The sequence below is a fragment of the Microbacterium sp. genome, from assembly GCF_052099035.1.
In the GTDB taxonomy this organism is placed as follows: Bacteria; Actinomycetota; Actinomycetes; order Actinomycetales; family Microbacteriaceae; genus Microbacterium.
In genome coordinates this window covers 14,739-37,898 of sequence record NZ_JBQDSX010000032.1, presented here as the reverse complement: position 1 = coordinate 37,898, position 23,160 = coordinate 14,739, and the positions used below count along the sequence as shown (strand labels likewise).

The 23,160-nt window shown below is 65.3% G+C and carries 22 protein-coding genes; 7 read left to right on the top strand and 15 right to left on the bottom strand.

Going from position 1 to position 23,160, the window contains the following annotated elements; translation table 11 throughout:
- The 3 genes from ACTIAO_RS11060 to ACTIAO_RS11050 form a co-directional block, all read left to right on the top strand.
- Positions 1 to 1,928: ATP-dependent DNA helicase (locus ACTIAO_RS11060; protein WP_441906316.1), on the top strand; the 1,928-nt coding region annotated here is incomplete at its 5' end.
- A 64-nt stretch (positions 1,929 to 1,992) separates the two neighbouring features.
- Complete coding sequence (locus ACTIAO_RS11055; protein ID WP_441906315.1) at positions 1,993 to 2,502, top strand: hypothetical protein; 510 nt, start codon at positions 1,993 to 1,995, stop codon at positions 2,500 to 2,502.
- A gap of 213 nt (positions 2,503 to 2,715) precedes the next feature.
- Entirely contained in the window at positions 2,716 to 3,102 is a 387-nt protein-coding gene (locus tag ACTIAO_RS11050) for a hypothetical protein (RefSeq protein ID WP_179206822.1), read from the top strand.
- Between the two features lie 62 nt (positions 3,103 to 3,164).
- Here the strand turns inward: ACTIAO_RS11050 and ACTIAO_RS11045 are convergent, their stop codons facing one another.
- From ACTIAO_RS11045 to nrdI, 4 genes are read right to left on the bottom strand one after another with little or no spacing between them, the layout of a single operon-like run.
- On the bottom strand, positions 3,165 to 3,740 hold the full coding sequence (locus ACTIAO_RS11045) for an NADPH-dependent FMN reductase (protein WP_087132892.1): 576 nt from the start codon (positions 3,738 to 3,740) through the stop codon (positions 3,165 to 3,167).
- 48 nt (positions 3,741 to 3,788) lie between these two features.
- Positions 3,789 to 4,814: a class 1b ribonucleoside-diphosphate reductase subunit beta gene (nrdF, locus tag ACTIAO_RS11040; protein WP_441906314.1), complete on the bottom strand. Its 1,026-nt coding sequence runs from the start codon at positions 4,812 to 4,814 to the stop codon at positions 3,789 to 3,791.
- A 32-nt stretch (positions 4,815 to 4,846) separates the two neighbouring features.
- The gene (nrdE, locus tag ACTIAO_RS11035) at positions 4,847 to 7,003 is read right to left on the bottom strand and encodes a class 1b ribonucleoside-diphosphate reductase subunit alpha (protein ID WP_441906313.1); all 2,157 of its coding nucleotides are present in this window, start codon (positions 7,001 to 7,003) and stop codon (positions 4,847 to 4,849) included.
- A complete protein-coding gene (gene nrdI, locus ACTIAO_RS11030) occupies positions 7,000 to 7,473 on the bottom strand; it encodes a class Ib ribonucleoside-diphosphate reductase assembly flavoprotein NrdI (RefSeq protein ID WP_441906319.1) in 474 nt (157 codons plus the stop codon). The genes nrdE and nrdI overlap by 4 nt, the downstream gene beginning before the upstream one ends.
- Before the next feature lie 231 nt (positions 7,474 to 7,704).
- On the opposite strand from nrdI, the gene ACTIAO_RS11025 reads away from it, so the two are divergent.
- Together ACTIAO_RS11025 and ACTIAO_RS11020 are read left to right on the top strand one after the other, a co-directional pair.
- Complete coding sequence (locus ACTIAO_RS11025; protein ID WP_441906312.1) at positions 7,705 to 8,397, top strand: pyridoxamine 5'-phosphate oxidase family protein; 693 nt, start codon at positions 7,705 to 7,707, stop codon at positions 8,395 to 8,397.
- Positions 8,394 to 8,558 carry a hypothetical protein gene (locus tag ACTIAO_RS11020; protein ID WP_179206821.1) on the top strand — a complete coding sequence of 55 codons (165 nt, stop codon included), beginning with the start codon at positions 8,394 to 8,396 and terminating at the stop codon, positions 8,556 to 8,558. The genes ACTIAO_RS11025 and ACTIAO_RS11020 overlap by 4 nt, the downstream gene beginning before the upstream one ends.
- 223 nt (positions 8,559 to 8,781) lie before the next feature.
- On the opposite strand, the gene ACTIAO_RS11015 is transcribed toward ACTIAO_RS11020, so the two are convergent.
- The 4 genes from ACTIAO_RS11015 to ACTIAO_RS11000 form a co-directional block, all read right to left on the bottom strand.
- Entirely contained in the window at positions 8,782 to 9,459 is a 678-nt protein-coding gene (locus tag ACTIAO_RS11015; RefSeq protein ID WP_087132888.1) for a metal-dependent transcriptional regulator, read from the bottom strand.
- Between the two features lie 238 nt (positions 9,460 to 9,697).
- Positions 9,698 to 10,339, bottom strand: coding sequence for a hypothetical protein (locus ACTIAO_RS11010; RefSeq protein WP_143738435.1), 642 nt, complete (start codon positions 10,337 to 10,339; stop codon positions 9,698 to 9,700).
- 64 nt (positions 10,340 to 10,403) lie between these two features.
- Positions 10,404 to 11,126: a hypothetical protein gene (locus ACTIAO_RS11005; protein ID WP_087132886.1), complete on the bottom strand. Its 723-nt coding sequence runs from the start codon at positions 11,124 to 11,126 to the stop codon at positions 10,404 to 10,406.
- A 679-nt stretch (positions 11,127 to 11,805) separates the two neighbouring features.
- Entirely contained in the window at positions 11,806 to 12,063 is a 258-nt protein-coding gene (locus ACTIAO_RS11000; protein WP_087132885.1) for a hypothetical protein, read from the bottom strand.
- A 232-nt stretch (positions 12,064 to 12,295) separates the two neighbouring features.
- Here ACTIAO_RS11000 and ACTIAO_RS10995 point away from each other — a divergent pair, with 232 nt between their 5' ends.
- Positions 12,296 to 13,390 carry a M23 family metallopeptidase gene (locus ACTIAO_RS10995; RefSeq protein WP_441906311.1) on the top strand — a complete coding sequence of 365 codons (1,095 nt, stop codon included), beginning with the start codon at positions 12,296 to 12,298 and terminating at the stop codon, positions 13,388 to 13,390.
- 14 nt (positions 13,391 to 13,404) lie between these two features.
- On the opposite strand, the gene ACTIAO_RS10990 is transcribed toward ACTIAO_RS10995, so the two are convergent.
- Both ACTIAO_RS10990 and ACTIAO_RS10985 read right to left on the bottom strand, forming a co-directional pair.
- Entirely contained in the window at positions 13,405 to 15,618 is a 2,214-nt protein-coding gene (locus ACTIAO_RS10990) for a heavy metal translocating P-type ATPase (RefSeq protein ID WP_441906310.1), read from the bottom strand.
- A gap of 13 nt (positions 15,619 to 15,631) precedes the next feature.
- The gene (locus ACTIAO_RS10985; RefSeq protein WP_441906309.1) at positions 15,632 to 15,841 is read right to left on the bottom strand and encodes a heavy-metal-associated domain-containing protein; all 210 of its coding nucleotides are present in this window, start codon (positions 15,839 to 15,841) and stop codon (positions 15,632 to 15,634) included.
- 107 nt (positions 15,842 to 15,948) lie between these two features.
- Here ACTIAO_RS10985 and rraA point away from each other — a divergent pair, with 107 nt between their 5' ends.
- The gene (gene rraA, locus ACTIAO_RS10980; protein WP_441906308.1) at positions 15,949 to 16,416 is read left to right on the top strand and encodes a ribonuclease E activity regulator RraA; all 468 of its coding nucleotides are present in this window, start codon (positions 15,949 to 15,951) and stop codon (positions 16,414 to 16,416) included.
- A gap of 17 nt (positions 16,417 to 16,433) precedes the next feature.
- On the opposite strand, the gene cydC is transcribed toward rraA, so the two are convergent.
- The 5 genes from cydC to ACTIAO_RS10955 form a co-directional block, all read right to left on the bottom strand.
- A complete protein-coding gene (cydC, locus tag ACTIAO_RS10975; protein ID WP_441906318.1) occupies positions 16,434 to 18,074 on the bottom strand; it encodes a thiol reductant ABC exporter subunit CydC in 1,641 nt (546 codons plus the stop codon).
- A 56-nt stretch (positions 18,075 to 18,130) separates the two neighbouring features.
- A complete protein-coding gene (gene cydD / locus ACTIAO_RS10970) occupies positions 18,131 to 19,849 on the bottom strand; it encodes a thiol reductant ABC exporter subunit CydD (RefSeq protein ID WP_441906317.1) in 1,719 nt (572 codons plus the stop codon).
- Positions 19,846 to 20,880 carry a cytochrome d ubiquinol oxidase subunit II gene (gene cydB / locus ACTIAO_RS10965; protein ID WP_441906307.1) on the bottom strand — a complete coding sequence of 345 codons (1,035 nt, stop codon included), beginning with the start codon at positions 20,878 to 20,880 and terminating at the stop codon, positions 19,846 to 19,848. Before cydB ends, cydD begins: the two co-directional genes overlap by 4 nt.
- 12 nt (positions 20,881 to 20,892) lie before the next feature.
- Positions 20,893 to 22,338 (bottom strand): cytochrome ubiquinol oxidase subunit I, encoded by a 1,446-nt coding sequence (locus tag ACTIAO_RS10960; protein WP_441906306.1) that lies wholly within the window; start codon positions 22,336 to 22,338, stop codon positions 20,893 to 20,895.
- Between the two features lie 146 nt (positions 22,339 to 22,484).
- Positions 22,485 to 23,153, bottom strand: a complete 669-nt coding sequence (locus ACTIAO_RS10955; protein ID WP_441906305.1) for an endonuclease/exonuclease/phosphatase family protein — start codon at positions 23,151 to 23,153, stop codon at positions 22,485 to 22,487.
- Positions 23,154 to 23,160 lie beyond the last annotated feature (7 nt).

Sequence of the window (23,160 nt, the reverse complement as noted above, 5' to 3'; positions counted from 1 at the left end):
TCACAACATCCGGCCGGATCGTCGACGTCCTCATCGGGCCAGCGGGGACCGGAAAGACCACGACCCTCGCATCATTGCGCAGAACGTGGGAACTCGCGCACGGCAGAGGCAGCGTGATCGGGCTGGCCAGCTCCGCGGACGCCGCGCAGGTCCTCGCCGCCGACCTCGGAATCCCGACCGAGAACACCGCGAAATGGCTCCATGAGCACCACCAGGGGCGGTGGAGGCTCCACCGCGGTCAACTGATGATCGTGGACGAGGCGTCGTTGTCGGGGACGATCGCGTTGGACCGGCTTGCCGCCCACGCCGAACGCGCAGGAGCCAAACTCGTCCTCGTCGGCGACTGGGCCCAACTCGGCGCGGTCGATGCCGGGGGAGCGCTGGGCATGCTCGCCCGCGACCTCGAGCAGACCCCAGAACTGCTCGACGTGCGACGGTTTCGCAACGCCTGGGAGAAGACCGCGTCCCTGCAACTGCGCCTCGGCGACCATGACGCCATCGCCCGCTACGACGCCCACGACCGGATCGTCGGAGGCGACTACGACGACGTCCTGGAACGCGCCTATCTCGCCTGGCGAACCGACACGATCGCGGGCAAGCGCAGCATCCTCGTCGCCGAGACCGTCGAGACCGTCACCACCCTGAACGTGCGCGCCCGGGTCGACCGGATCATGTCCGGCCAGACGGACCCCGACCGGGCCGTGCCCTTGAGCGATGGCACGCAGGCCAGCGCCGGTGACCTCGTCATCACCCGCAAGAACAACCGCCATCTCGGCACCGGCGGCACCCGATGGGTGCGCAACGGCGACCGCTGGACAGTCACGACCGTGCACACGGACGGGTCCGTGACCGTCCGCCGACAAGGAGCCCGCTTCGGCGGCGCGGTCCGCCTCCCCGCGAACTACGCCGCCCAACATCTCGACCTCGGCTACGCGATCACCGTGCACCGCGCCCAAGGTGCGACCGTGGACACCGCACACGCGATCGTGCACTCGCACCAGATGACCCGCGAAAGCCTCTACGTCGCCATGACCCGTGGCCGCGAGGCGAACACCGCCTACGTCGCCATCGACCAATTCCCCCTCGAAGAACACCAGAAAGAGCCTGAGCCTGACGTCACCGCCCGCAGTGTCCTCGCCGGCGTCCTCGCCCACGAAACCGCAGAACGCTCCGCCCACGAGATGCTCCGCGCTGAACACGAGCACTGGTCCTCGATCGCGCAACTCGCCGGAGAATACGACACCATCGCCGAACACGTACAGCACGACCGCTGGATCACCCTCCTCGAACAGACCGCACTCACCCGGGAACAGGTCGACGACGTGATCGCGTCCGAAGCGTTCGGCGCGCTCGCGGGCGAGCTGCGTCGAGCGGACGCCGAACGCTACGATCTTCCTCGCCTGCTGCCGGAGCTCATCGCTGCGCGGCCTCTCGCCGGGGCGGAGGATCTCGCATCCGTGATCCAGCACCGCCTCCAGGCGGCGACAACATCGCGAACCGGGAGTACCCGCACCCGGGAACCAGTCCGCCTCATCGCCGGCATCGTCTACGAGGTCACCGACACCACCGACCCGGACAGCAGGCGCGCCCTCGATGAACGCCGCACCCTGATCGAGCAACGAGCCGACGCGCTCGCCCAACGCGCCCTCGACGAGCAGGTGCCATGGCTGCGCACCCTTGGATCGGCCTCCGCGAATCCGCAAGCCCGCGCCGAATGGGAACGGCAACTGCGGACCGTGACCGCCTACCGTGACCGCTACGGCATCACCGACGCACAACGACCGCTCGGCGACTCACCGCAGTCCGGGAACCAGAGTCTGGACGCCGCGCGCGCACAAGCAGCCATCACCACCGCAGCCCGACTCGCGCACCCCGCACCCCGCCCCGGCCCCGCACACAGCTACGACGCTCACGGACACCGGCTCTGACGTACCGCTTGCACCGAGCAGGAAAAACTGATTGATCGTGGGCAACAGGTCTATCCTGGCAGGCATGGCGACGATCCTCCTGACCGTGCAGACCTCGCCTCGTGATGTGGGCGCCGCAGTCAGCGCCGCAGCCGCCCTTGGCTACGAGGCGCGCCCAGTCGGAGGCCAGCGCAGCAACCTCATCCTGATCGAGGCGATGACCATCGACGAGGACGCTGACACTCAGGACGCAGCCACCACCGCGCTGCAGGAGCAGGTGCGTCGGGCTGTCACCACCGCGCTGACGGAACACGGCATACAACACCAGCTGATCGGCATCGGGGCTGACAGCTCGAGCATCACGAAGTCAACCTTCACGATCAAGCGCACCGGTGCTGTCGACGGTGCGAACGACCTGGAGATCCGGGCCGACGGCAGGAAAGAATTCGAGCAGCGCCTGGCCGCACTGCATCACCTCCTTGGTGCTGAAGACTGGCCGCCACAAGACCTCACCGGCTACGAGGTCATCGTCGAGGGCCTCGCCGCAGCTGACCCTGACGTACAAAAGCCACCCTTCAGACCCAAGCGTCCGTAGAGCAACGGAACACAGCCATCGGCGGAATCCTCCTGTTGGGATGTCGCCGTCCGCGGTAAAGTGGGTACTGGTAGCAATCGAACTCACGTCGATGCGGCACCCTGAATCAACCCAGGACCTGCACCGATAGCCCCCACCCCTCGGGTGGGAAATCACTCTCCTAGCCGCTACCGGCCACCATGTCCATGGTTTCCGAGAGGGTGCGTGCTCCCGATGATCCGATTGCTGTGGAATGCCAGCGTCTGCATTCACGGGCTGTTGCAGTACGCGCCGACGAACCTGCTGCTCGCCGCGATCCGTACACCGCGGGGCCTCAAGTGGGGTCCGTTCGTGCTCCTGCTCGTACCCGTCTACCTGCTCACAGCGGGTATCTGCTACACACTTGTCGAACGAGGCGGACCCGGCTGGCTCGCGTTCCTTGGCTTCCTGTTCATCTGGAACATGTTCAAGTGCGCCTGGGCGGCCGTCATCACGACGATCGTGCTTCTGCGCAACTCCGTCCGCCGCCTCATCAACCGGTCGGGCACGCGACGCCATGCGCGCAATCCGACAGGAACGCGGGACGAACCAGAACCGGTCCCGGTGCTGCACACCCCGTAGACCGCGGCGGCACATGCGCCCAAGCCTGGTGCGTGTCCTTCCCGATGAGATGCAGGGGTTGATCAGCGCACCGAGTCTTGGTCTTCGATGAGTCGAGCGAACCGGAGGATGTAGTCCCGAAGGAATTGCACGGTCGAGTCCTGCGAGATGTGCCCGTCTTGATCGACAAGCGTGGGCGACTGGGAAAGGAAGACTTCTGGCTGGCCGGGGGCGGGCATGTCGAAGTATGAGAGCGCGAGCCGAAGGTTCTTCTGCGAGCTGTACCCGCCCATGCGCCCGACGGAGTGGCTGATGATTCCGGCGGGGAGCCCCTTCCAGGCGACATCGCTGTTGGGTTTGGAGCCGATGTCGATGGCGTTCTTCAGGCAGGCGGGGATGGTGCGATTGTTCTCCGGCGTGACGAACAACACACCGTCGGCGGCTTGGATGATCTCCCGGAACTGCGTGTACTCCGGCGGGGTGGGTTTGTCAGTGACTTCGGGATCGTCGTAGTCGAAGTCGTAGAGAGGAAGGTCGCGGATCTCAACGATGCGCGCGTCGTAGCCTTCGGGAAAGTAGCCGATGGCGTTGTGGGCGATCTTGCGTGCGTAGGAGCCGCGGCGCAGACTGCCGACAAGGACGGAGACGTTCTTACTCAAGGGGTGGTTCTCTTTTTCTGAGGCGTATGTTGTGGGAATGATGGTCGGTTAGAAGTCCCAGTCGTCGTCGCTGGTGTCTACGGCTTTGCCGATGATGTAGGAGGACCCGGATCCGGAGAAGAAGTCGTGGTTTTCGTCCGCTCCGGGTGCGAGGGCGGCGAGGATCTCGGGGTTGACCTCGGTCTGCTCCGGGGTGAAGCGGGCGGGGTAGCCAAGGTTCATGAGTGCTTTGTTCGCGTTGTAGCGGACGAAGACGGCGACGTCGTCCATGAGGCCGAGCGGTTCGTAGAGCTCGCCGGAGTACTGCAGTTCGAGGTCGTAGAGCTCTTCGAGGAGTGCGTAGGTGAAATCGCGCATGTGCTCCTGCTCGGCGGGAGTGCGGGTTTCGAGGCCGCGCTGGTACTTGTACCCGGAGTAGTATCCGTGCACGGCCTTGTCACGCAGGATGAGCCGGATCATGTCCGCCGTGTTCGTGAGCGTCGCGTGCACGGAGAAGTGCAGCGGCAGGTAGAACCCCGCGTACAACAGCAACGAGGAGAGCAGCGTGGAGGAGACTTTGCGTTTGAGCGGGTCGTCGCCGTAGTAGTGCGCGAGGACCTTCTTGCACCGTTCCTGGAGCAGATCGTTCGCGACGGCCCACCGGTAGGCGTCGTCGATCTCTGGTGTCGAGGTGAGGGTGGAGAACACGCTGGAGTAGGAGCGTGCGTGCACGGACTGCATGAAGGCGATGTTGGTGTAGACGGCCTCTTCGTGTTCGGTGCGGGCGTCTTGGATCTGGCAGATCTCTCCGACGGTGGCCTGCACGGTGTCGAGCATGGTGAGCCCGGTGAACACGCGCATGGTCAGCGTGCGCTCTTCCTGGGTGAGTTTCTGCCAGGCGGGGAGGTCGTTGGAGAGGGGCACTTTCTCGGGGAGCCAGAAGTTCGCGGTGAGGCGGTTCCATACCTCGAGGTCTTTGTCGTCGCCGACGCGGTTCCAGTTGATGGGTCGCAGGCGGACTGCCGGGTCGTGCCGGTATCCGGGTGGGGTGACGGAGATCTCGGTGATCGGGCGGGTGGTGTCAATGAGAGTCATCGGGGTTCCTTCGGGAAGAGCGGATTCAGGGGTTAAAGGGCGCAGGAGACGCAGCCTTCGATCTCGGTGCCTTCGAGTGCGGGCTGGCGCAGGCGGATGTAGTAGAGGGTCTTGATCCCGGCACGCCAGGCATAGATCTGTGCTTTGTTGATGTCGCGGGTGGTGGCAGTGTCGCGGAAGAACAGCGTCAGCGAGAGGCCTTGGTCGACGTGGCGGGTGGCGGCGGCGTAGGTGTCGATGATCTTCTCGTAGCCGATCTCGTACGCGTCCTCGAAGAACTCGAGGTTGTCGTCGGTCATGTGCGGGGCCGGGTAGTAGACGCGGCCGAGCTTGCCTTCTTTGCGGATCTCGATCTTCGCCGCGATCGGATGGATCGACGCGGTCGCGTTGTTCACGTACGAGATCGATCCGGTCGGCGGGATGGCCTGCAGGTAGGCGTTGTAGATGCCGTGCTGCCGCACCGATTCCCGCAGCTGCGCCCAGTCGTCACGGGTAGGGATCGCGACGCCTGCCTCGGCGAAGAGAGCGCGGACACGGTCGGTGGCGGGCTGCCACTCGCGCTCGGTGTACTTATCGAAGTACGAGCCGTCCGCGTAGGCGGAGCTCTCGAACCCGGCGAAGGCCGTGCCGCGTTCGATGGCGATCCGGTTGGAGGCGGCCAGGGCGTGGTAGGTGACGGCGAGGAAGTAGATGTCGGTGAAGTCGATGCCCTCCTCGCTGCCGTAGCGGATGCGCTGTGAGGCGAGGAACCCGTGCAGGTTCATCTGCCCGAGCCCGATCGCGTGCGACGCGTCGTTCCCGGCCGCGATCGAGGGGACCGCGTCGATGTCGGTCTGATCCGACACGCTCGTGAGTGCCCGCACCGCGGTCTCGACGGTCGCGCCGAAGTCCGGTGAGGCGAAGGCCTGGGCGATGTTGAGGGAGCCGAGGTTGCAGGAGATGTCCCGGCCGACCTGCTCGTAGCCGATCGCGGCGTCGTAGGCGGAGGGGGTGTTGACCTGGAGGATCTCGCTGCACAGGTTCGACATGTTGATGTGCCCCTGCAGCGGGTTCGCGCGGTTGACAGTGTCCTCGAACAGCACGTACGGGTAACCGGATTCGAACTGCAGCTCGGCGAGGGTTTTGAAGAACTCCCGTGCGCTGATCGTGGTCTTGCGTACGCGCGGGTTTGCGACCAGCTCGTCGTAGTGGTCGTTCACGGACAGATCTGACAGCGGTTTCCCGTACTCGCGCTCGACGTCGTACGGGCTGAACAGGTGCATGTCTCGGTTCTCCTTCGCGAGCTGGAAGGTGATGTCGGGGATCACAACGCCGAGGGAGAGGGTCTTGATGCGGATCTTCTCGTCCGCGTTCTCGCGCTTCGTGTCCAGGAACCGCAGGATGTCCGGATGGTGCGCGTGCAGATACACCGCTCCCGCTCCTTGCCGGGCACCGAGCTGGTTGGCGTAGCTGAAGGAGTCTTCGAGGATCTTCATCACCGGGACGACGCCGGAGGCCTGGTTCTCGATCTGCTTGATCGGTGCTCCGGTTTCGCGCAGGTTCGTCAGCAGTAGCGCGACCCCGCCTCCGCGCTTGGAGAGCTGCAGCGCGGAGTTGACGCTCCGTCCGATGGATTCGAGGTTGTCCTCCAGGCGGAGCAGGAAGCAGGAGACGAGCTCGCCGCGCTGCGCTTTGCCCGCGTTCAGGAACGTCGGTGTCGCTGGCTGGAACCGGCCGGAGAGCATCTCGTCGACGAGTCGGGTCGCGAGGGCTTCGTCGCCCTGTCCGAGGAAGAGCGCGGTGGCGACGACGCGCTCTTCGAGCCCTTCCAGGTAGGTGGTGCCGTCGAAGGTCTTGAGGGCGTAGGAGGTGAAGAACTTGAACGCGCCGAGGAAGGTTTGGAAGCGGTGCCCGGTGTTGTGGGCGCGCTCGTGCAGGTTGGCGAGGAACTCCGAACGGTAGGCGTCGAGGAAGGCCCGCTCGTAGTAGTCGTTCGCGACCAGCCACTCCAGGCGCTCGGCCACGCCCGGGAAGGTTCTCGTGTTCGGGATGACGTGCTGGCGCAGGTACTCCTCGGTAGCTTCCCGGTCCTTGTCGAACTGGATCGACCCGTCCGAGGCGAACAGGTTCAGCTGCGCATTCAGCGCGTGGTAGTCCTTCCGCGCACCGATACCGGTGCGTGCGGGAGCTTCTGGGGAGATGATGGTCATGCGGTCTTCCTCTCAATGGATGCTTGTTCGTCAGGGGCCTGATCCCAGAAGCGGGTCAGGCCGGTGTTCACCTGTTCGATGTCGCGTGTCGTGCCGAGCAGCTCGAAGCGGTACAGCTCCGGGACCCGGCATTTCGCGGAGATGACGGGACCGGCGAGGCAGTAGTGCTCACCGAAGTTCGTGTTCCCCGCCGTGATCACACCCCGGATGAGTGCCCGGTTCGCCGGGTCGTTCAGGAACGAGATCACCTGCTTCGGCACAGCCCCGGCACGTTCCCCGCCGCCGTACGTGGGGACCACGAGCACGAAGGGCCACGCAACGCGGATCAGACCCTCCACCCGCGGCCGCAGCGGGATACGGACCGCGGGCCGGTCGAGCCGCTCGACGAAGCGGCGGGTGTTCTCCGACACGCTCGAGAAGAACACCAGCCCCGGCGACTGCGTGACCGGCAGCTCACGCACCGGCGGCACGTCCTGGACTGATCTCGCCGGAGTCTGCACAGCGATCCCTCCTCACTCACTGGCCGGCCGTGCGATGACGCCAACCACTACATGTTGTGTCCCGCTCTTGTTGGGAGCGGCGTATCTAGTAATAACATCGATGTGATCTGCTCGTCTACGACACGCCCATGTGTTCAACTACGGTGTACCGAACATAGAATGTTGGGGATGCGGTAGCTTGCTGCGAGAGGGGAGTGCGTAGTGACAGCGGAGACCTCGCGGGAGGGCACGTGGTTGGAGTCGATCGGCCTGTTCCAGCAGACACGGGCCGGAGATCATCAGGCTGCGATGCGGCTACTGGAGACGTCAGCGGACCCGGCCACGGTGGTGCATGGCCTGTTTCGGATGCTGGTGGTGTTCCTGCGAGGTGAGGATGCCGACAAGCTCGAACGATTCGTGGATGCGTCACTGCGCGCGGGCGCACCGCCACTGACCTCGCCCGTTCCTGGTCAGACCTTGGCGCACGCGGAGGGGCTGGCGGAGCGGTTGCGAGGTGAGGTTCACCTGACGGCCGCGATGCGGGAACTGCTTGCCGCTCAGCTTCCGATCCTTGCCACCGCCACACGTGACGGGATGCCCGATGTCGGGCCGAAGCGCTCGATGCGGGTCTGGGATGAGCGCACGCTGATCTACAACGAGAACACCGCCGGGCAGCACCTGGCGAACATCCGCGCCGGATCGGCCGCGGTGGTCGCCGTCATCGACCGGGACGCCCTCGACGGCTACCGGTTCGTCGGAACGCCCCAGGTGCATGAAGGGGGCGACGTGTTCGCTGCGGCGGTCGACTTCGCAGCCGAGTGCGGCATGAAGCCCCCGGCCGCAGCAGTCCTGATCCACCTCCACGAGGTCCACGCGCTTGCCCCCGGCGCCACGGCAGGAACGAGGATCGCATGAGTGTCGCCATCGACACCGTCTTGGACGACGCGGGACTGACGAACCGGGCGATCCGCGAGTTCGTCCAGGAGTGGGCGGCGATCACCACCCCAGGACGAGTCGAGGTCGTCGGCGCCACCGACGACCAACGGCTGATCGCGGAGGCGTTGGACGCCGGCTAACTGCTCCGAGCGGGCGAAGGCCGCTACTACGCGAGGTCCCACCTCAAGGACACCGCACGCTCGGAGGAGCGCACCGTCGTCGCCACCGGCCGAGATCAGAGGTCTCGATAGCGCCACCGGTGTCAGAACCCTGGCCACGCTCCGCGGCTCAGCGAGCATCGGACGGGGTAGCGCCGCACACATCTCCGCTATCGTCGCACCCGCAACGAGCGAGTTCTCACGCCTACGAGACCGGCGTCACCCACACCGCATCGGTCGCTGACCGGCCCAACGGCAACGATGTCCCATTTTCCTCGATCACCACTTCGATAGTGTCCGAATACGGGGCAGCCGGTCGCGACTCCAGCACGGTCCCGTAGCCAATGCCGTGATCGGCAAAGAACTGCAGCAACTGCGAGTCCTTGTCCGAGATCCGCTCCACACGAACACGCCGGCCCGACTCCATTCCCGTCAACAACACCGCATCGGGCCTGCTGACCGAGCCGTCCGGGCCTGGGATCGGATCGCCGTGCGGGTCGCGGACAGGATGCCCCAGATACTCATCGATCCGGTCGATCATGAAATCCGACACTGCATGCTCCAGCGTCTCCGCCTCATCGTGCACTTGATCCCACCGGTATCCGAGCACCTTCACCAGGAACGCCTCGATCAACCGATGCCGACGCACCATCGCCACCGCATGCGCCCGACCCGTCGCTGTCAGCGTCACCGCACCATACGGGGCATGTTCCAACAGTCCCTGCACAGTCAGCTTCCGGATCGCATCCGATGCCGTGGAGAGCTTCACACCCGTCCTCGCGGCTACAGTCGATGCCGTCACCGGTTCCTCAGACCACTCCCCAAGACTCCACACCGCCTTGAGATAGTTCTGACTACTCGCCGAAAGCTCCGAAACCGTCACCTGGCGAGGATACCAAACATCGAACTACGACAAGCCAAACTTCGTGCCTGGTCGCTTCGATCCCGCAAACTGAGTACGTGTGAGGGTCTCAGGGGTGTGAGTCGGCAGCGACGTCGCCCGGCTACTCGTGGACGCCCTCTTCAAGTGGGGTACTGGTCACCTCGATACCGGCGATGGTGATATTCACTGCGGACCGGTAGTAGCGGTGCGGTCCGCGCCCCGCGCCCCGCGCCGTAAGTCAGGTCATGAGTTGTGTGATCAGTGCGGAAGCCGCGGCACCGGCACCGGAGTTCGCTGCCGAGGTAAGAACGCCCCTCAGCGGCAGCAGAAGTTTCTTGAGCACGCGCGGATCCGGCTCGGTCTTCGCTGCCTCCTCGACCACGAGCGTCGCCGCTTCACGGGCGGCGTCTACCTCGTCAGGGTCAATCCCCTGAGTGGCCTCGATCAGCGCCAATGCGCGGCCGACAGCATCAGCCAGTTGCTCGTATCCGGCGGCGACGGGCACTTGCTGTGTGATGGTGCTGCCTTCAAGGGCGATGTTCACATTGCTGCCGTTGACGACAATGACGTGACCGTTGCCTGACGGCGATGCAGGAACAGGTGGGGTCTTGGCCCACTTGACCGAGATGTGGCGCATGTTGCGGCTACCTGCATCGAGTACGTCGACGTGCGTCGCGTACACGTGTTGTTGCCCGCCGCGCGGGTCATCCCAGGTCAGTTGGTCGCCCACGTAGATCGGGGTATCGACGTTGAAGTCGACGGATTTGGGCTGCACCAGGCCGTCGAAGACCTCAACGTTCCGACCGGGAGCTTCGGCGCCGGGCGTGACGTTGACCCTCTTCGTTCCAAAGGTCCTACCGAACGTCTGGATGAACGTCATGTCGTCTTCCTCTCCGGGGCGACTGAGAGCCATCATTGCCTCCGGTTCATTTTCCGTTTGTTGGTCACGGCGTCGATTCGATCTCAACGAACTGAAGCAGTTCAGCGCCCAAGGGCTTCGTGCGCTGCTGGAGAGGTCCGCTTGGAGTCATCATCGTGTTCAGGGGTGCGTTGTCGAGCAGGCCAGCGTTCTGTAGCTCATCGAGCACCGGTGTCACGAGCTGCTGCCAGCCAGCAACGTCTGGGAAGACGTATCTCTCGAGGAGTGCCCCGATCGACGAAGCGCCCCACTGATCAGGCTCGTGCCAGTCGGGCGCGTTCGCTTTGATCCATGCTCGCGGGTCGCGGAAGAAGCTGAGCATCGCGAAGTGCAGGTCGTCGTAGCGCGCCACGAGAGTTAGGAACTGAGTCCGTTTCGACTCATCGATGGTGCTCCATGGGCCAGCGTGCCGAATGGCTGAGGCGAGCCGGGCACGCTTCTCCGCGCTGGAAGTTTCGGCGGCAGCTCGCGATGCGCGCTCGTATGCAGCCATGAACTCATCGGACTCCAGCACGGCCGCGGGCGTGAGCCCGTCGACACGCGTCAAGATGTCTTCCACGACACGGGCGACTGCCACGTTGAACTCGTGCTGCCGTGCGGCCTGGCGTTCGGCGAGCAGTCCTGAGGTGAACTGCGCCACGACGCCACCGACGAGGGGAACTGCTGACACCCCGGCCAGGCCGGCGTTGATCATGGTGTCTTTGAGTGGTGAGTGTTCTGGTACACGAGCGTCGAGCGAGTCCGTCATGGCTCCGATTCTCGCGCAGCCCACCGACAAACCCGGTCCGGCTGCTACTCCCGTTCGACAGGACGCTGCCAGGGCTTGGGCAAGTCTCGCCCCGCCAACAACATTGTGGTGTGTCCGCCGCGGGCGGCGAGTTGTCAGCTGTACCCGCCGCCGTGGTCTCTTACGACTGCGTAGTTGGTCCCTATCGGGTTTCATCGCATCAAAGCCAGCGCTCAGCTTCACCCGCGCTGGTGATGCCCGCTTTACGCGAAGATCGGTCAAGAGCACTATCAACGCGAGAAGGACGGATCGTTCACCAGACTCAACACCACGTTCCACGACCTCGTGCAGTATCGGAGGGCCACTGAGGAGTCGTACTCGAAGTTCCGCATGTCCGACTGGTTCCTCGCCGAAGGGTACGTGAAGACCTATACGGATGCCGATGGTGTCGAACGGGCAGAGTTCGTCGCGAAGAAGCTCGGCCGCGACGCTGCATGGACTGCTGCGTGTGGGGTTCCATGCATTCTCCTTACATGCTTCAGCACCGCCCGACGTCTCAGCGAATGCGTCAAGTCCATGGACGACCCGGCTCGACGCCGTACCGTGGGCCATGAGACGTTGCCTGTGCTCATAGTCCCACGAACGAGCGGACGTCCTTGACGTACGGAGCCCGCGCATCCTCGATGACTCGATCTGAGGCTCACCCTCGCAGGTGAATGCCGCGCCTGATGAGTTGTGTGCGGACCTTGCTCGGTGTCGTGCCGTAGCTCTTGGCGATCGTCACAAGTCCGACGCCCTGGTCGTAGAGCCGCAGGTACTCGTCGCCGTTCGGATCGTCCGGCACGCGGTCCCGCGGAGAAACGCCTGCGCGGGCAAGATGCGTGCGAACCGTCGCCCGGTGGATGCCGTACTTCTTCACCAGCTCGGACACCGTTGCTCCGCGCTCGTAATCGCGCACGAGGCGGGTTACATCCTTGTCCAAAAGGTGTGTTCCACTCGTCTCAATCGACGTCGCGACAGACCCCCGAATGTCCTGGATTCGGGTCTCCGGGGCGCCTTCGGGGAGAATGATGCGTCCGTCCTTATCCCGTCTGATCAGGGATTTAAGAATCCGGCGGGAGTTCCAAAGCTGTCGCGTTCCGCCTACAGATTCACTCCCTTTTCCTCCAGCCGACCGCCATACTGACGGAATGCGCATACTCGCGATCCTCGTCACCGGAGCGGCACTGTTTTTCATGACCGGTTGCGCAGGCGCGCCGGTGCCGGAGGCATCCACGTCCACAGCCCCGATCGACGACGACTTCACCCCGATCGTCGGCTCGGTGATGTCACCGCCGCAGGTCGCACCGGCGACCGACGGGCGCGTGCATGTCGTGTACGAGCTGCTGCTCGGCAACGCTCTGAACCAGGATGTCGCGGTGGATTCGCTCACTGTGCACGGCGATGATGGCCGTGAGCTGTTGACGCTGGCCTCCGACGACCTGGCGCCATGGATGCGGGTCGTCATCGATATCGCGCCGTCGACGCCGATCCCTCCGATGGTGTCATCGCCGATGACTCAGACACTCGCACCGACTCCTGTGGATGCCGCAGAGCCGATCGTGATCGGCCCACCGCTTGTCGGCCCGGGATGGCTCGACGGCAACAGCTGCTGCACGGTCACACCGCACCGCGGCGCCATCAATCCGATCAACGGCACGTTCTACGTACCTGAGCGCTTCGCGATCGACTACGTGCAGCTCGACGAGACCGGTCGCATGCTCGATGGGCCCGCTGATGAACTCTCGAGCTACGCATATGAGGGCTCCGACATCATCGCCGTCGGTGACGGACCGGTCGTCTCGATGGTGTGGGACCTGCCGGAGCAGACACCAGGGGCGAACCCGACGGGACTGACACTCGCCGAGTACGGCGGCAACCACATCGTGCAGGATCTCGGCGGGGGCCACTACGCGTTCTACGCGCACCTGCAGCCGGACAATCCGATGGGGCTCACTGTTGGACAGCAACTGACCAAAGGCGAGGTCATCGCCCACTTGGGCAACTCGGGAAACACGGATTCACCGCACCTGCACTTCCACGTGATGGATTCACCATCGCCCCTCGCCTCCAACGGGTTGGCGTTCCGCATCGATGCCTTCGAACGGGTCGGGACGGTGACGCCCGCAGATATCGAGGAGTGCATCACGCGCAGCATCCCCTGTGCGATCGATACGTCAGGGGCGAGCACGATGCGCGACATGGTGCCGCTGTACGGCGATGTGATGGACTATCCCGCGCCGTAGGTCAGGACGCGACCTCAGCGCACCACGCTCCGGAATCCGCGCAGCCGCAGGCTATTGCCCACGACGAACACGCTCGAGAAGGCCATGGCAGCTCCCGCGAGCATCGGGTTCAGCATCCCGAGGGCGGCGATCGGGATCGCCGCGACGTTATAGGCGAAGGCCCAGAACAGATTCGTTTTGATCGTGCCGAGCGTCTTGCGAGACAGGCGGATCGCGTCGACGGCGCTGCGCAGATCTCCACGTACGAGGGCGATGTCGGATGCTTCGATCGCGACGTCCGTGCCGGTTCCCATTGCGAGCCCGAGATCGGCCTGCGCGAGCGCAGGCGCGTCGTTGACGCCATCGCCCACCATGGCTACGACCTTGCCCGCCGCCTGCAGTCGCTTGACCACAGCGACCTTGTCCTGCGGCAGCACCTCGGCGATCACCTCGTCGATTCCCACCTCGGCGGCGATGTGGTGCGCTGCCGCCGCGTTGTCGCCGGTCAGCAGGATCGGGGTCAGCCCGAGCGCCCGCAGTCCGCGAATAGCCTCGGCGCTGGTCGGCTTCACCGTGTCGGAGACGACGAGGATGCCGCGTGCGGCGCCGTCCCAGCCAACGGCGACGACGGTCTTGCCCTCACCCTCGGCCTGAGCCTTGGCCGCGGCGACGCCGGTGGAGAGCGCGAGTGACCAGTCAGCGAGCAGCGAGTCGCGTCCGACGACGATGCTGTGACCGTCGACGACGCCCTGCACGCCCTTGCCCTCGACGTTCACGAAATCGGTGACCGTCAGCAGGTCCGGGGCCCCGGCAGCAATGGCCCGCGCGATCGGATGCTCGGATGCATCCTCCAGTGAACCGGCCAGGCGCAGCAGCTCAGCAGCATCCACACCCTCTTCGGCGATCACGTCGGTGAGCGCCATCTTTCCGGACGTGACGGTGCCGGTCTTGTCGAGCACGATCGTGTCGACCTTGCGCGTGGATTCGAGGACCTCCGGGCCCTTGATCAGGATGCCCATCTGTGCGCCGCGGCCGGTACCGACCAGCAGCGCGGTCGGCGTCGCGAGGCCCAGTGCGCATGGGCAGGCGATCACGAGCACGGCAACGGCCGCGGTGAACGCTGCCGAGACAGGGAACCCGGCAATGAGCCAGCCCACGAGCGCGACCAGCGCGATCACGAGGACGACCGGTACGAAGATGCCGGAAATGCGATCGGCGAGACGCTGAACCTCGGCCTTGCCGGTCTGCGCCTCCTCGACGAGCTGCGCCATCTGCGCGAGCTGCGTGTCCGAGCCGACCCGCGTCGCCCGCACCACGAGCCGACCGCTCGCGTTCACAGTCGCGCCGGTGACGGCATCCCCCTCGCCGACCTCGACCGGCACCGATTCGCCCGTCAGCATCGACGCGTCCACGGCGGAGTGACCCGATACGACGACACCATCGGTGGCGATCTTCTCACCGGGCCGCACGATGAACTCGTCACCGACGTGCAGATCCTCAACAGGTACCAGGGTCTCGACGCCGTCACGCAGCACCGAGACGTTCTTCGCGCCGAGTTCGATCAGCGCGCGCAGTGCCGCGCCGGCCTGGCGCTTGGAGCGCTTCTCGAAGTAGCGCCCGGCGAGGATGAACATCGTCACCCCGGCGCCGACCTCGAGGTAGATGTTCGCAGTGCCATCGGAACGCGACAGCGTGAATTCGAACCCATGCGTCATGCCCGGCATCCCGGCAGTGCCGAGGAACAGCGCATACAGCGACCAGAAGAATGCGGCCAGCGTTCCCATCGAGATCAGCGTGTCCATGGTCGCCGCACCGTGGCGCAGATTCGTCCATGCGGCCTTGTGGAACGGCCACGCACCCCACACGATCACGGGTGCGGCCAGCGTCAGCGACGCCCACTGCCAGTAGGTGAACTGCAGCGGCGGGATCATCGCCATGAGGATCACCGGCACGGTCAGGATGGTCGAGATGATCAGCCGTTGGCGCAGGGATGTGAGCTCGGGGTCCGCGTCCGCGGCATCCGGGGCTTCTGCGGCCGGAAGCGCGGCCGAGTAGCCGGCCTTCTCGACCTCGGCGATGAGCGCGTCGGCATCGACGCCGGCCGGGACGCTGACCTTCGCCTTCTCGGTCGCGTAGTTGACCGTCGCGGCCACGCCGTCGAGCTTGTTCAGCTTGCGCTCGATGCGCGTCGCGCACGACGCGCACGTCATGCCGCCGATCTCGAGTTCGACGTTCGTCGCGATGGTCATGGTCGTAACCGTCTCAGGCGCGGACGGCGGAGTAGCCGGCCTCATCGACGGCCGCGAGGATCGCGTCGTCGGAAATCGGTGCGGATGCGCTCACGACGAGCTTGCCGGTCTGCGCGCTGACCTCGACACTGTCGACCCCGGCGATCTCGCTGACCTCTTCGCGGACGGACATCTCGCAGTGACCGCAAGTCATTCCGGTCACCTGGTACTCGGTGGTGGTCATGTCGTCTTCCTCTCGATCGGATGCTGTTCGTACTGCTGCACTCACCATAACAGAGTACCCCCTAGGGGTATTCCAGTGCGTCGCGTCCTGCGTGCGAGGATGACACCATGACTTTCGCCACAGCTGACCTCTATGACGAGCTCGGAGAGAGCATCCAGTCGCTGCCGATGCAGTTCCGTGCCTTCGGAAGACGCACGGCCTTCGACGGACCGATCCGCACGATTCGCTGCTTCGAAGACAACGCCCTCGTCAAAGCCACCCTGGCCACCCCCGGCGACGGGGCCGTGCTCGTCGTCGACGGCAACGGCTCGCTGAACACCGCGCTGATGGGCGATCTGATCGCAGCATCCGCCGTCGCAAACGGCTGGGCGGGCGTGGTGATCCACGGCGCGATCCGCGACAGCGTCGCGATCGACGGACTCGACCTCGGCGTGAAGGCGCTGGGGACGAACCCGCGCAAGAGTGCCAAGACCGGCGCCGGCGAGGTCGATGTCGTCCTCGAATTCGGGGGAGTGGCGTTCCGCGTCGGCGTGCACCTGTACGCCGATGAAGACGGGATCCTCGTCGAGCGCTGACCCGGCACGCTACGCCGTCAGGCACCGACGAGTCGTCCGTGCTCGAGACGCACGGTGCGGTCGATGAGCTCGTCAGGCACGGGCACGTGTGAGATCAGCACGACGGAGCGATCCGCGTCGACGGCTTCGAGCAGGTCGGCGACCAGCGCGTCGGCAGCGACCGGGTCCACACCAGCGGTCGGCTCGTCGAGAATCAGGATCGGGAACCCGCGCAGCAGTCCGCGGGCCAGCGCGATCCGCTGCGCCTGCCCGCCGGACACGAGCGCTCCGCGTTCGCCGACGCGGGCGTCCAGACCGCCCCGCTCGGCTACCCAGTCACTCAACCCGACGCGTTCGAGGACAGCGAGGAGCTCATCGTCGGTCGCGGTGTCGCGCGCGAAGATCAGGTTCTGACGGACATCCTCGTCGAACAGGTGCGGATGCTGTTCGCACAGCCCGACCGTCAGCCGGACATCGTCGGGGGAGAGGTCGGAGACATCTGTTCCACCGATCTCGTACGTCCCCGTGCTGTCCAGAAAACGGACGAGCACGTGAGCGAGCGTGGTCTTGCCCGCGCCACTCGCGCCGACGACGAGGATCTTCTCACCGGGGCGCACGTCGAGGTCGATGTCGTGCAGCGCTGCGGCTTCCGTTCCCGGCCAGTGCGCAGACAGCCCGCGCATTCGGATTCCGGCATCCGCTCCCGCTCCGAGCGGTGGCGCCTCGCCCGTGGCGGGGATGCTCGTGCGCACGATTCCGGCAGGGGGAGACGCGGGCAGCGCCTCGGCGATTCGCGTTGCCGAGGCGTGGACCTGGCGCCACGCGGATGCCGCGAGTGGAACGGATGCGAAGACCTCGAACACAGCCATCGGCACCAGCACGACGACCGCGAGAGCAGGTCCGCCGAGCCCATCGACATCGGGTGCGGTCACGATCAGGGCAAGGACTGAGGCTGCACCGGCGAGCAGCGACACGATGGCCCCGGTCGCAGCCTGTGCCACCGCGCGGCGGGTCGCTGCGCTCCGCAGAGCACCATCGGCCTCATGGATGCGCGCACGGCTCTCGGGCTCGGCGCCGTACGCGATGAGAACGTCGAGGCTTCCCAGGTGATCGGTGATGGCATCTGCGAGTGCGGCGCGCAACGGAGCGAGATCACGCTCGGCGCGCCCGCCGGCGACCCATCCCCACCACGTCGAGACGAGGGCTGCCACGATGAGGCATCCCAGCAGCGTCAGTGCGGCTGGCCATGAGATGACTGCGACCAGAATGACTCCGCCGAGCGCCACGGTAGCGGAAGCCACGAGCGGCTCGACGACGCGCAGGGGAAGGTTCTGAAGCTCATCCACATCGTCCACAAGGGCGCCCAGCACCGATCCGCGACGCGTGCGCTGCAGCCCGTCCGGTGCCAGCGGGATCAGACGGCGGACGAGGTCTGTGCGAGTCGTGGCGAGTTGGCGCAACGCGGCGTCGTGTCCGGTCAACCGCTCGAGATAGCGGAATGCCGCCCGCGTCAGTGCGAAGGCGCGCACACCGACGACGGCCGCGGTGATATACATCACCAGCGGCTGCTCGCTGGCCCGGACGATGAGCCAGGAGCTCACGGCCAGAAGAGCCACAGCGGATGCCTCGGAGGCGAAGCCGGATGCGATCGCCGGCCACATTCGCCGGACCGGTGGCATGGCGTCGCGCAGTACTGTGCGTGCTGTCGTCTCCTCGGGAAGGGCAGTCTGGGCGCTCACGGGGTCACCGCCCCTTCAGCGAGCCGGATCGTGGTGTCGGCGATCGATCGCGCCGACGGGCGGTGCGAGACGAGCAGGATTGCCGCCCCGGCATCCGCGTGGGCGCGCAGGCTCTGCCACAGCCGAGCCTCGGTGCCAGCATCCAGAGCCGCACTCGGCTCGTCCAGTGCGATGACCGGTGGGCGGTCGTGCGCGGCTCCGCGCACGAAACGGTAGAGCGCGCGAGCGATGGCGACCCGCTGCGCCTGGCCGCCAGAGAGCCCGGCGCCCTGAACACCGAGTTCCTGATCCGGAGCCAGCTCGTCCGCGCAGGCCGCATCGAGTGCGGCGCGCACGAGATCATCCGACGGCGCGGGATCTCCGAGAGCGACGTTCGCGGCGATCGTGCCGGCGATGAGGCCGGGCTGCTGGCCCGCCCACGCGAGCCAGTTCGACGGCGCGAGTGCGGCAACGTCAGCACCGTTGAAAGTCATCTCGCCGGTGTAGTCGGCGGCGCCGCGAAGAGCGGCGAGCAGGCTCGATTTGCCCGATCCGCTCGGACCTTCCAGAAGCACGATGCGCCCGGGGGTGAGAGCGAGTGACACCGGCGGCAGCGTGAGGCCGTCGCGGTGCACGCGCACCTCGCGCAGGACGAGTTCGCCGTCTCCGGAAGCGGATGCCGCGGCATCCGCTGCGCTTTGCTCTTCACGACTGTGATCTTCGGGCGCCTGTGGTGCACGATCGCGCGCCGCATCGAGCACGACGAATAGGTCATTCGTCGCCGCGACCCCCTCAGCAGCTGCGTGGAACTGCACCCCGACCTGTCGCAGCGGGAGGTACGCCTCGGGAGCGAGGAGCAGCACGAACAGCCCGATCGTCAACACGATCGCCCCGTCGAGAAGACGGAATCCGATCGATACGGCCACGATGGCCACGGAGATGCTGGCGAGGAACTCCAGCGCGAAGCCCGACATGAATGAGATGCGCAGCACCCGCATCGTCTCCACGCGGTACGTCTCGGTCACTTGCCGCAGGGATCGTACGGCACGATGCTGGCGACCGAAGACGATGAGCGTGCTCAGTCCCTGCACGGTGTCCGAGAAGCGTGCGGCCAGACGGTTCAGCGTGTGCCACTGGGTCTTCTGCACCGCACGCGTGAACCACCCGATCAGGATCATGAAGATCGGGATGAGCGGGATCGTGATGAGCACGGTGAGACCGGAGATCCAGTCCTGCCACCACATGACGATGATCAGCAGCGGTGTTGCGATGATGGTCTGGACGAGCTGGGGCAGGTAGCGCCCGAAGTAGGCCTCGAGCGCTTCGAGGCCGCGCCCGGCGGTCACGGCGAGCTGTGCGGTATTGCTTGCGGCCAGCCACCCCGGACCGAGCGTCCCGATGGCCTCGATGAGACCCGCGCGCAGCTGGGTCTGCACCCGTGCGGCAGCGCGCGCCGCGATCGCCTCGCGAGCCCACAGCAGCAGCGCACGAGCGATGATCGTGCCCGTGAGTGCGGCCAGGATGCCGGCGAGGGCGGCCGATCCCGCACCGTCGATCACCCCGACGATCGCCTGGGTGAGCAGCCGCGCGAATGCCACGATCACCGCGGTCTGCGCGAGAGAGACTACGGCGATCACAGCGAAGAACGGCCGTGATGCAGTCGCGTAGCGCAGGAGACGCGGGTCGAAGGGGCGGCTGCTCGTCGGTGCCGGTGCCGGTGCCGGTGCCGTGCTCAGGACGCTGCCACCTGCTCCGCCTTCTCGATGTGCGACCGCGTGACGCGTTTGCGGAAGACCCAGTAGGTCCAGCCCTGGTACAGCAGCACGAGCGGCAGGAAGATGAGGGCCGCCCACGACATGATCGCCAGTGTGTAATCCGTGCTGGAGGCATTGTCGATCGTGAGGCTGCCCGCAGCATCCATCGACGACGGCATCACGAACGGGAAGAGCGCCATCCACAGCATCAGCACCGCGAACACGATCGTGACCGCTCCCGATGCGAACGCGATGCCGTCGCGCTTGCGGAGGTTGGCCACGCAAGAGGAGATGAGAGCGAGCGCTGCGATCACGCCGCACAGGATGACGACCCACAGCAGCGGTGCCTCGCGGCCGGCCGCGATCATGATCGTCCAGACCACGGTGCCGGCCGCGACGAGGATCGTCGGCAACGCCAGGCGCTTGGCCAGACGGTGGGCGTCATCGGCGACCTCGCCATCGGACTTCAGTGCGATGAAGTAGACGCCGTGGATCCAGAAGAGCAGCAGCGTGGTGAGGCCGACCCAGAGGCCGTACGGGTTCAGCAGCGTGAGCAGCGATCCCACGAACTCATGGTCCTTATCCAGCGGCACTCCCTGGACGATGTTGCCGAACGCGACACCCCACAGGAGTGCCGGCAGTGCTGAGCCGATGAAGATCATGCGGTCAAAGCCCCGCTTCCACTTCAGCGAGTCGCGCTGGTGCCGGTACTCGAACGAGACGCCGCGAAGGATCAGCGCGAGCAGAATGAGCAGCAGAGCGAGATAGAACCCGCTGAACAGGGTCGCGTACCACTCCGGGAAGGCGGCGAACAGGCAGGCGCCGGCGACGATCACCCAGGTCTCGTTGAGGTCCCACACCGGGCCGATCGTGTTGATGATCTGGCGTCGTGAGGTCTCGCTCTTTCCGAGGAAGGGCAGCGAGATGCCCACGCCGAAGTCGAATCCATCGAGGACGAAGTATCCGATGAACAGGAATCCAACGATGAAAAACCAGAGATATGCGAGGTCCATGAGGCCAGCTCCTTAGTAGACCGTCGTGGGCGTGTCAGTGACGGACTTCGGTCCGTCCTCGGGTGAACCGGGTTCTGGCAGCGGCTCAGGACCGAGCTTGACGGCCTTCAGGATCAGCCCGAACTCGACGACTGCGAGAACGAGATAGATGAGGGTGAACGCCACCAGCGATACCAGGACATTCCACCCCGGAACACTCGGTGAGACACCGTCTTCGGTGAGCATCAGCCCGAAGACGATCCAGGGTTGACGGCCCATCTCGGTGAAGATCCAGCCGACGAGAATGCCGAACAGCGCCAGCGGCGCCGACCAGACGGCGATCTTCCACATCCACGTCGCCGGGGGCTTCTTCGCCGACTTGCGGGTGACCCAGAGGCCGACGATGGCGACGGCGGTGGCAGCGAAGCCGAAGCCCATCATCCAGCGGAAGGCCCAGTAGGTGATCCAGAGGATCGGTGCGAAGTTTCCGTCGACCTGGTCGGCGAACTGCGGGAAGGTCTCGGTCGAGTATTGACGGTTGAGGTCATTGATGCCCTCGACGCAGCCATTGATATCGTGCGTCGAGAGCAGGGCGAGAAGATACGGGATGCGGATCTGGAACATCTCGGTGTCGCCATCCGGCGTGCCGAGAGTGAGAATTGAGAATGAAGCATCCGCACCGCAGACGGTGTCGAACGCGGCTTCGGCCGCTGCCATCTTCATCGGCTGGGCCGCGACCATGGCGAGCCCCAGCTGGTCGCCGGACAGCGCCGTACCGATGAATGAGGCGATCGTCAGCCAGGCACCCCACTTGAGGGCCGGTCGCATCATGGCCTGATTCTGATGGCGCATGAGATTCCAAGCCGCCACCGAGATCACAACGCCGCCGGCGAACATGAAGCTCGCGAATATCGTGTGCGGGAAGGCCTGGATGGCGATCGGATTCAGCAGCACGGCAGCGAAGTCGGTCATCTCGGCGCGTCCACCGTCATCGGCCATCTCGTAGCCGCGTGGGTTCTGCATGAAGGCGTTGGCGGCGAGGATGAAGTAGGCCGACATCCAGGCGCCGATGGTCGCTATCCAGATGGTCGCCAGGTGCACGGCCTTGGGCAACTTGTCCCAGCCGAAGATCCACAGGCCGATGAAAGTCGCCTCGAAGAAGAAGGCCAGCAGCCCCTCGAAGGCGAGCGGGGCGCCGAAGACGTCACCAACGAAACGGGAATATGCCGACCAGTTCATACCGAACTGGAATTCCTGCACGATGCCGGTGACGACGCCCATCGCGAAGTTGATCAGGAAGATCTTCCCGAAGAATCGCGTCAGATGCAGCCACTTGAGCGCACCGGTGCGGTACCAGGCGGACTGGAATACCGCGACGGTGAGGGCCATCCCCAGCGTCAGTGGAACAAAGATGAAGTGGTAGAGCGTTGTCAGCCCGAACTGCCACCTCGCAAGCAGGAGAGGGTCGAAGAGGTCCATATTCGCGCCTTATCACTGGGAGCCGTATACCCGTCACCGTACACAACCCCATGCGGAAGAGGAATACTTCTGGCCCGGAAATAAGAACTGGGCAGAAGATCGTCACCAGAACCCTCAACACTTTGGCCGCAACGGCCCGCGCCGGGCTACTCTACGGTTGCGGTCACGAGGATCGGCCGGTGATCGCTCGAACGCTGCGGGAGCGTCTGGATGCTGTCGATGCGGAACCCGTCTGACGTCGCGAAGTCGTAGTGCCCTTTGAATACCCGGTACCGGGTGTACGTGCGGTCATCGCTGAGGGTCAGCGTGTACCCGTGGTCGCGAATGTTCTGTCCGAGGTTCTCTTTGAATACGGGGTAGTTGTAGTCGCCGACCATCAGCACCGGCTGCCCGGGCGCCAGTGACTCCAGCTCTGTCAGCGCCGCCTTGATCTGGTTGCGCCGCAGCGAGTTCAGCGCAGTCAGCGGTGCCGCATGGAACGACGCGATGATCAGTTCCTGACCATTGTCGATGTCCTGCAGCAGCACGCCGAGCACGCGTTCATGCGCGGGCTTGAGCATCCGATCATGCAGCGACTTCTTGAGCTCGATGGTGCGGATGTCCTTCAGGCGGAAGGTGTTCATCCGGTAGTACAGGGCCAGTCCGAGCCGATTGCCGTGCGTGGCATCCGCGAGGGCTAGCCCGCCGATCTGGTCGGGCAGCGCGTCGACATCGCATTCCTGCAGGCAGAGCAGGTCAGGGCCGTGCTCGGCGACGAGCTCTTCGAGCTCGGTCGCGGCGCGATGTTTGCGCAGGTTGTAGGAGATGACCTTCACCCTTGCC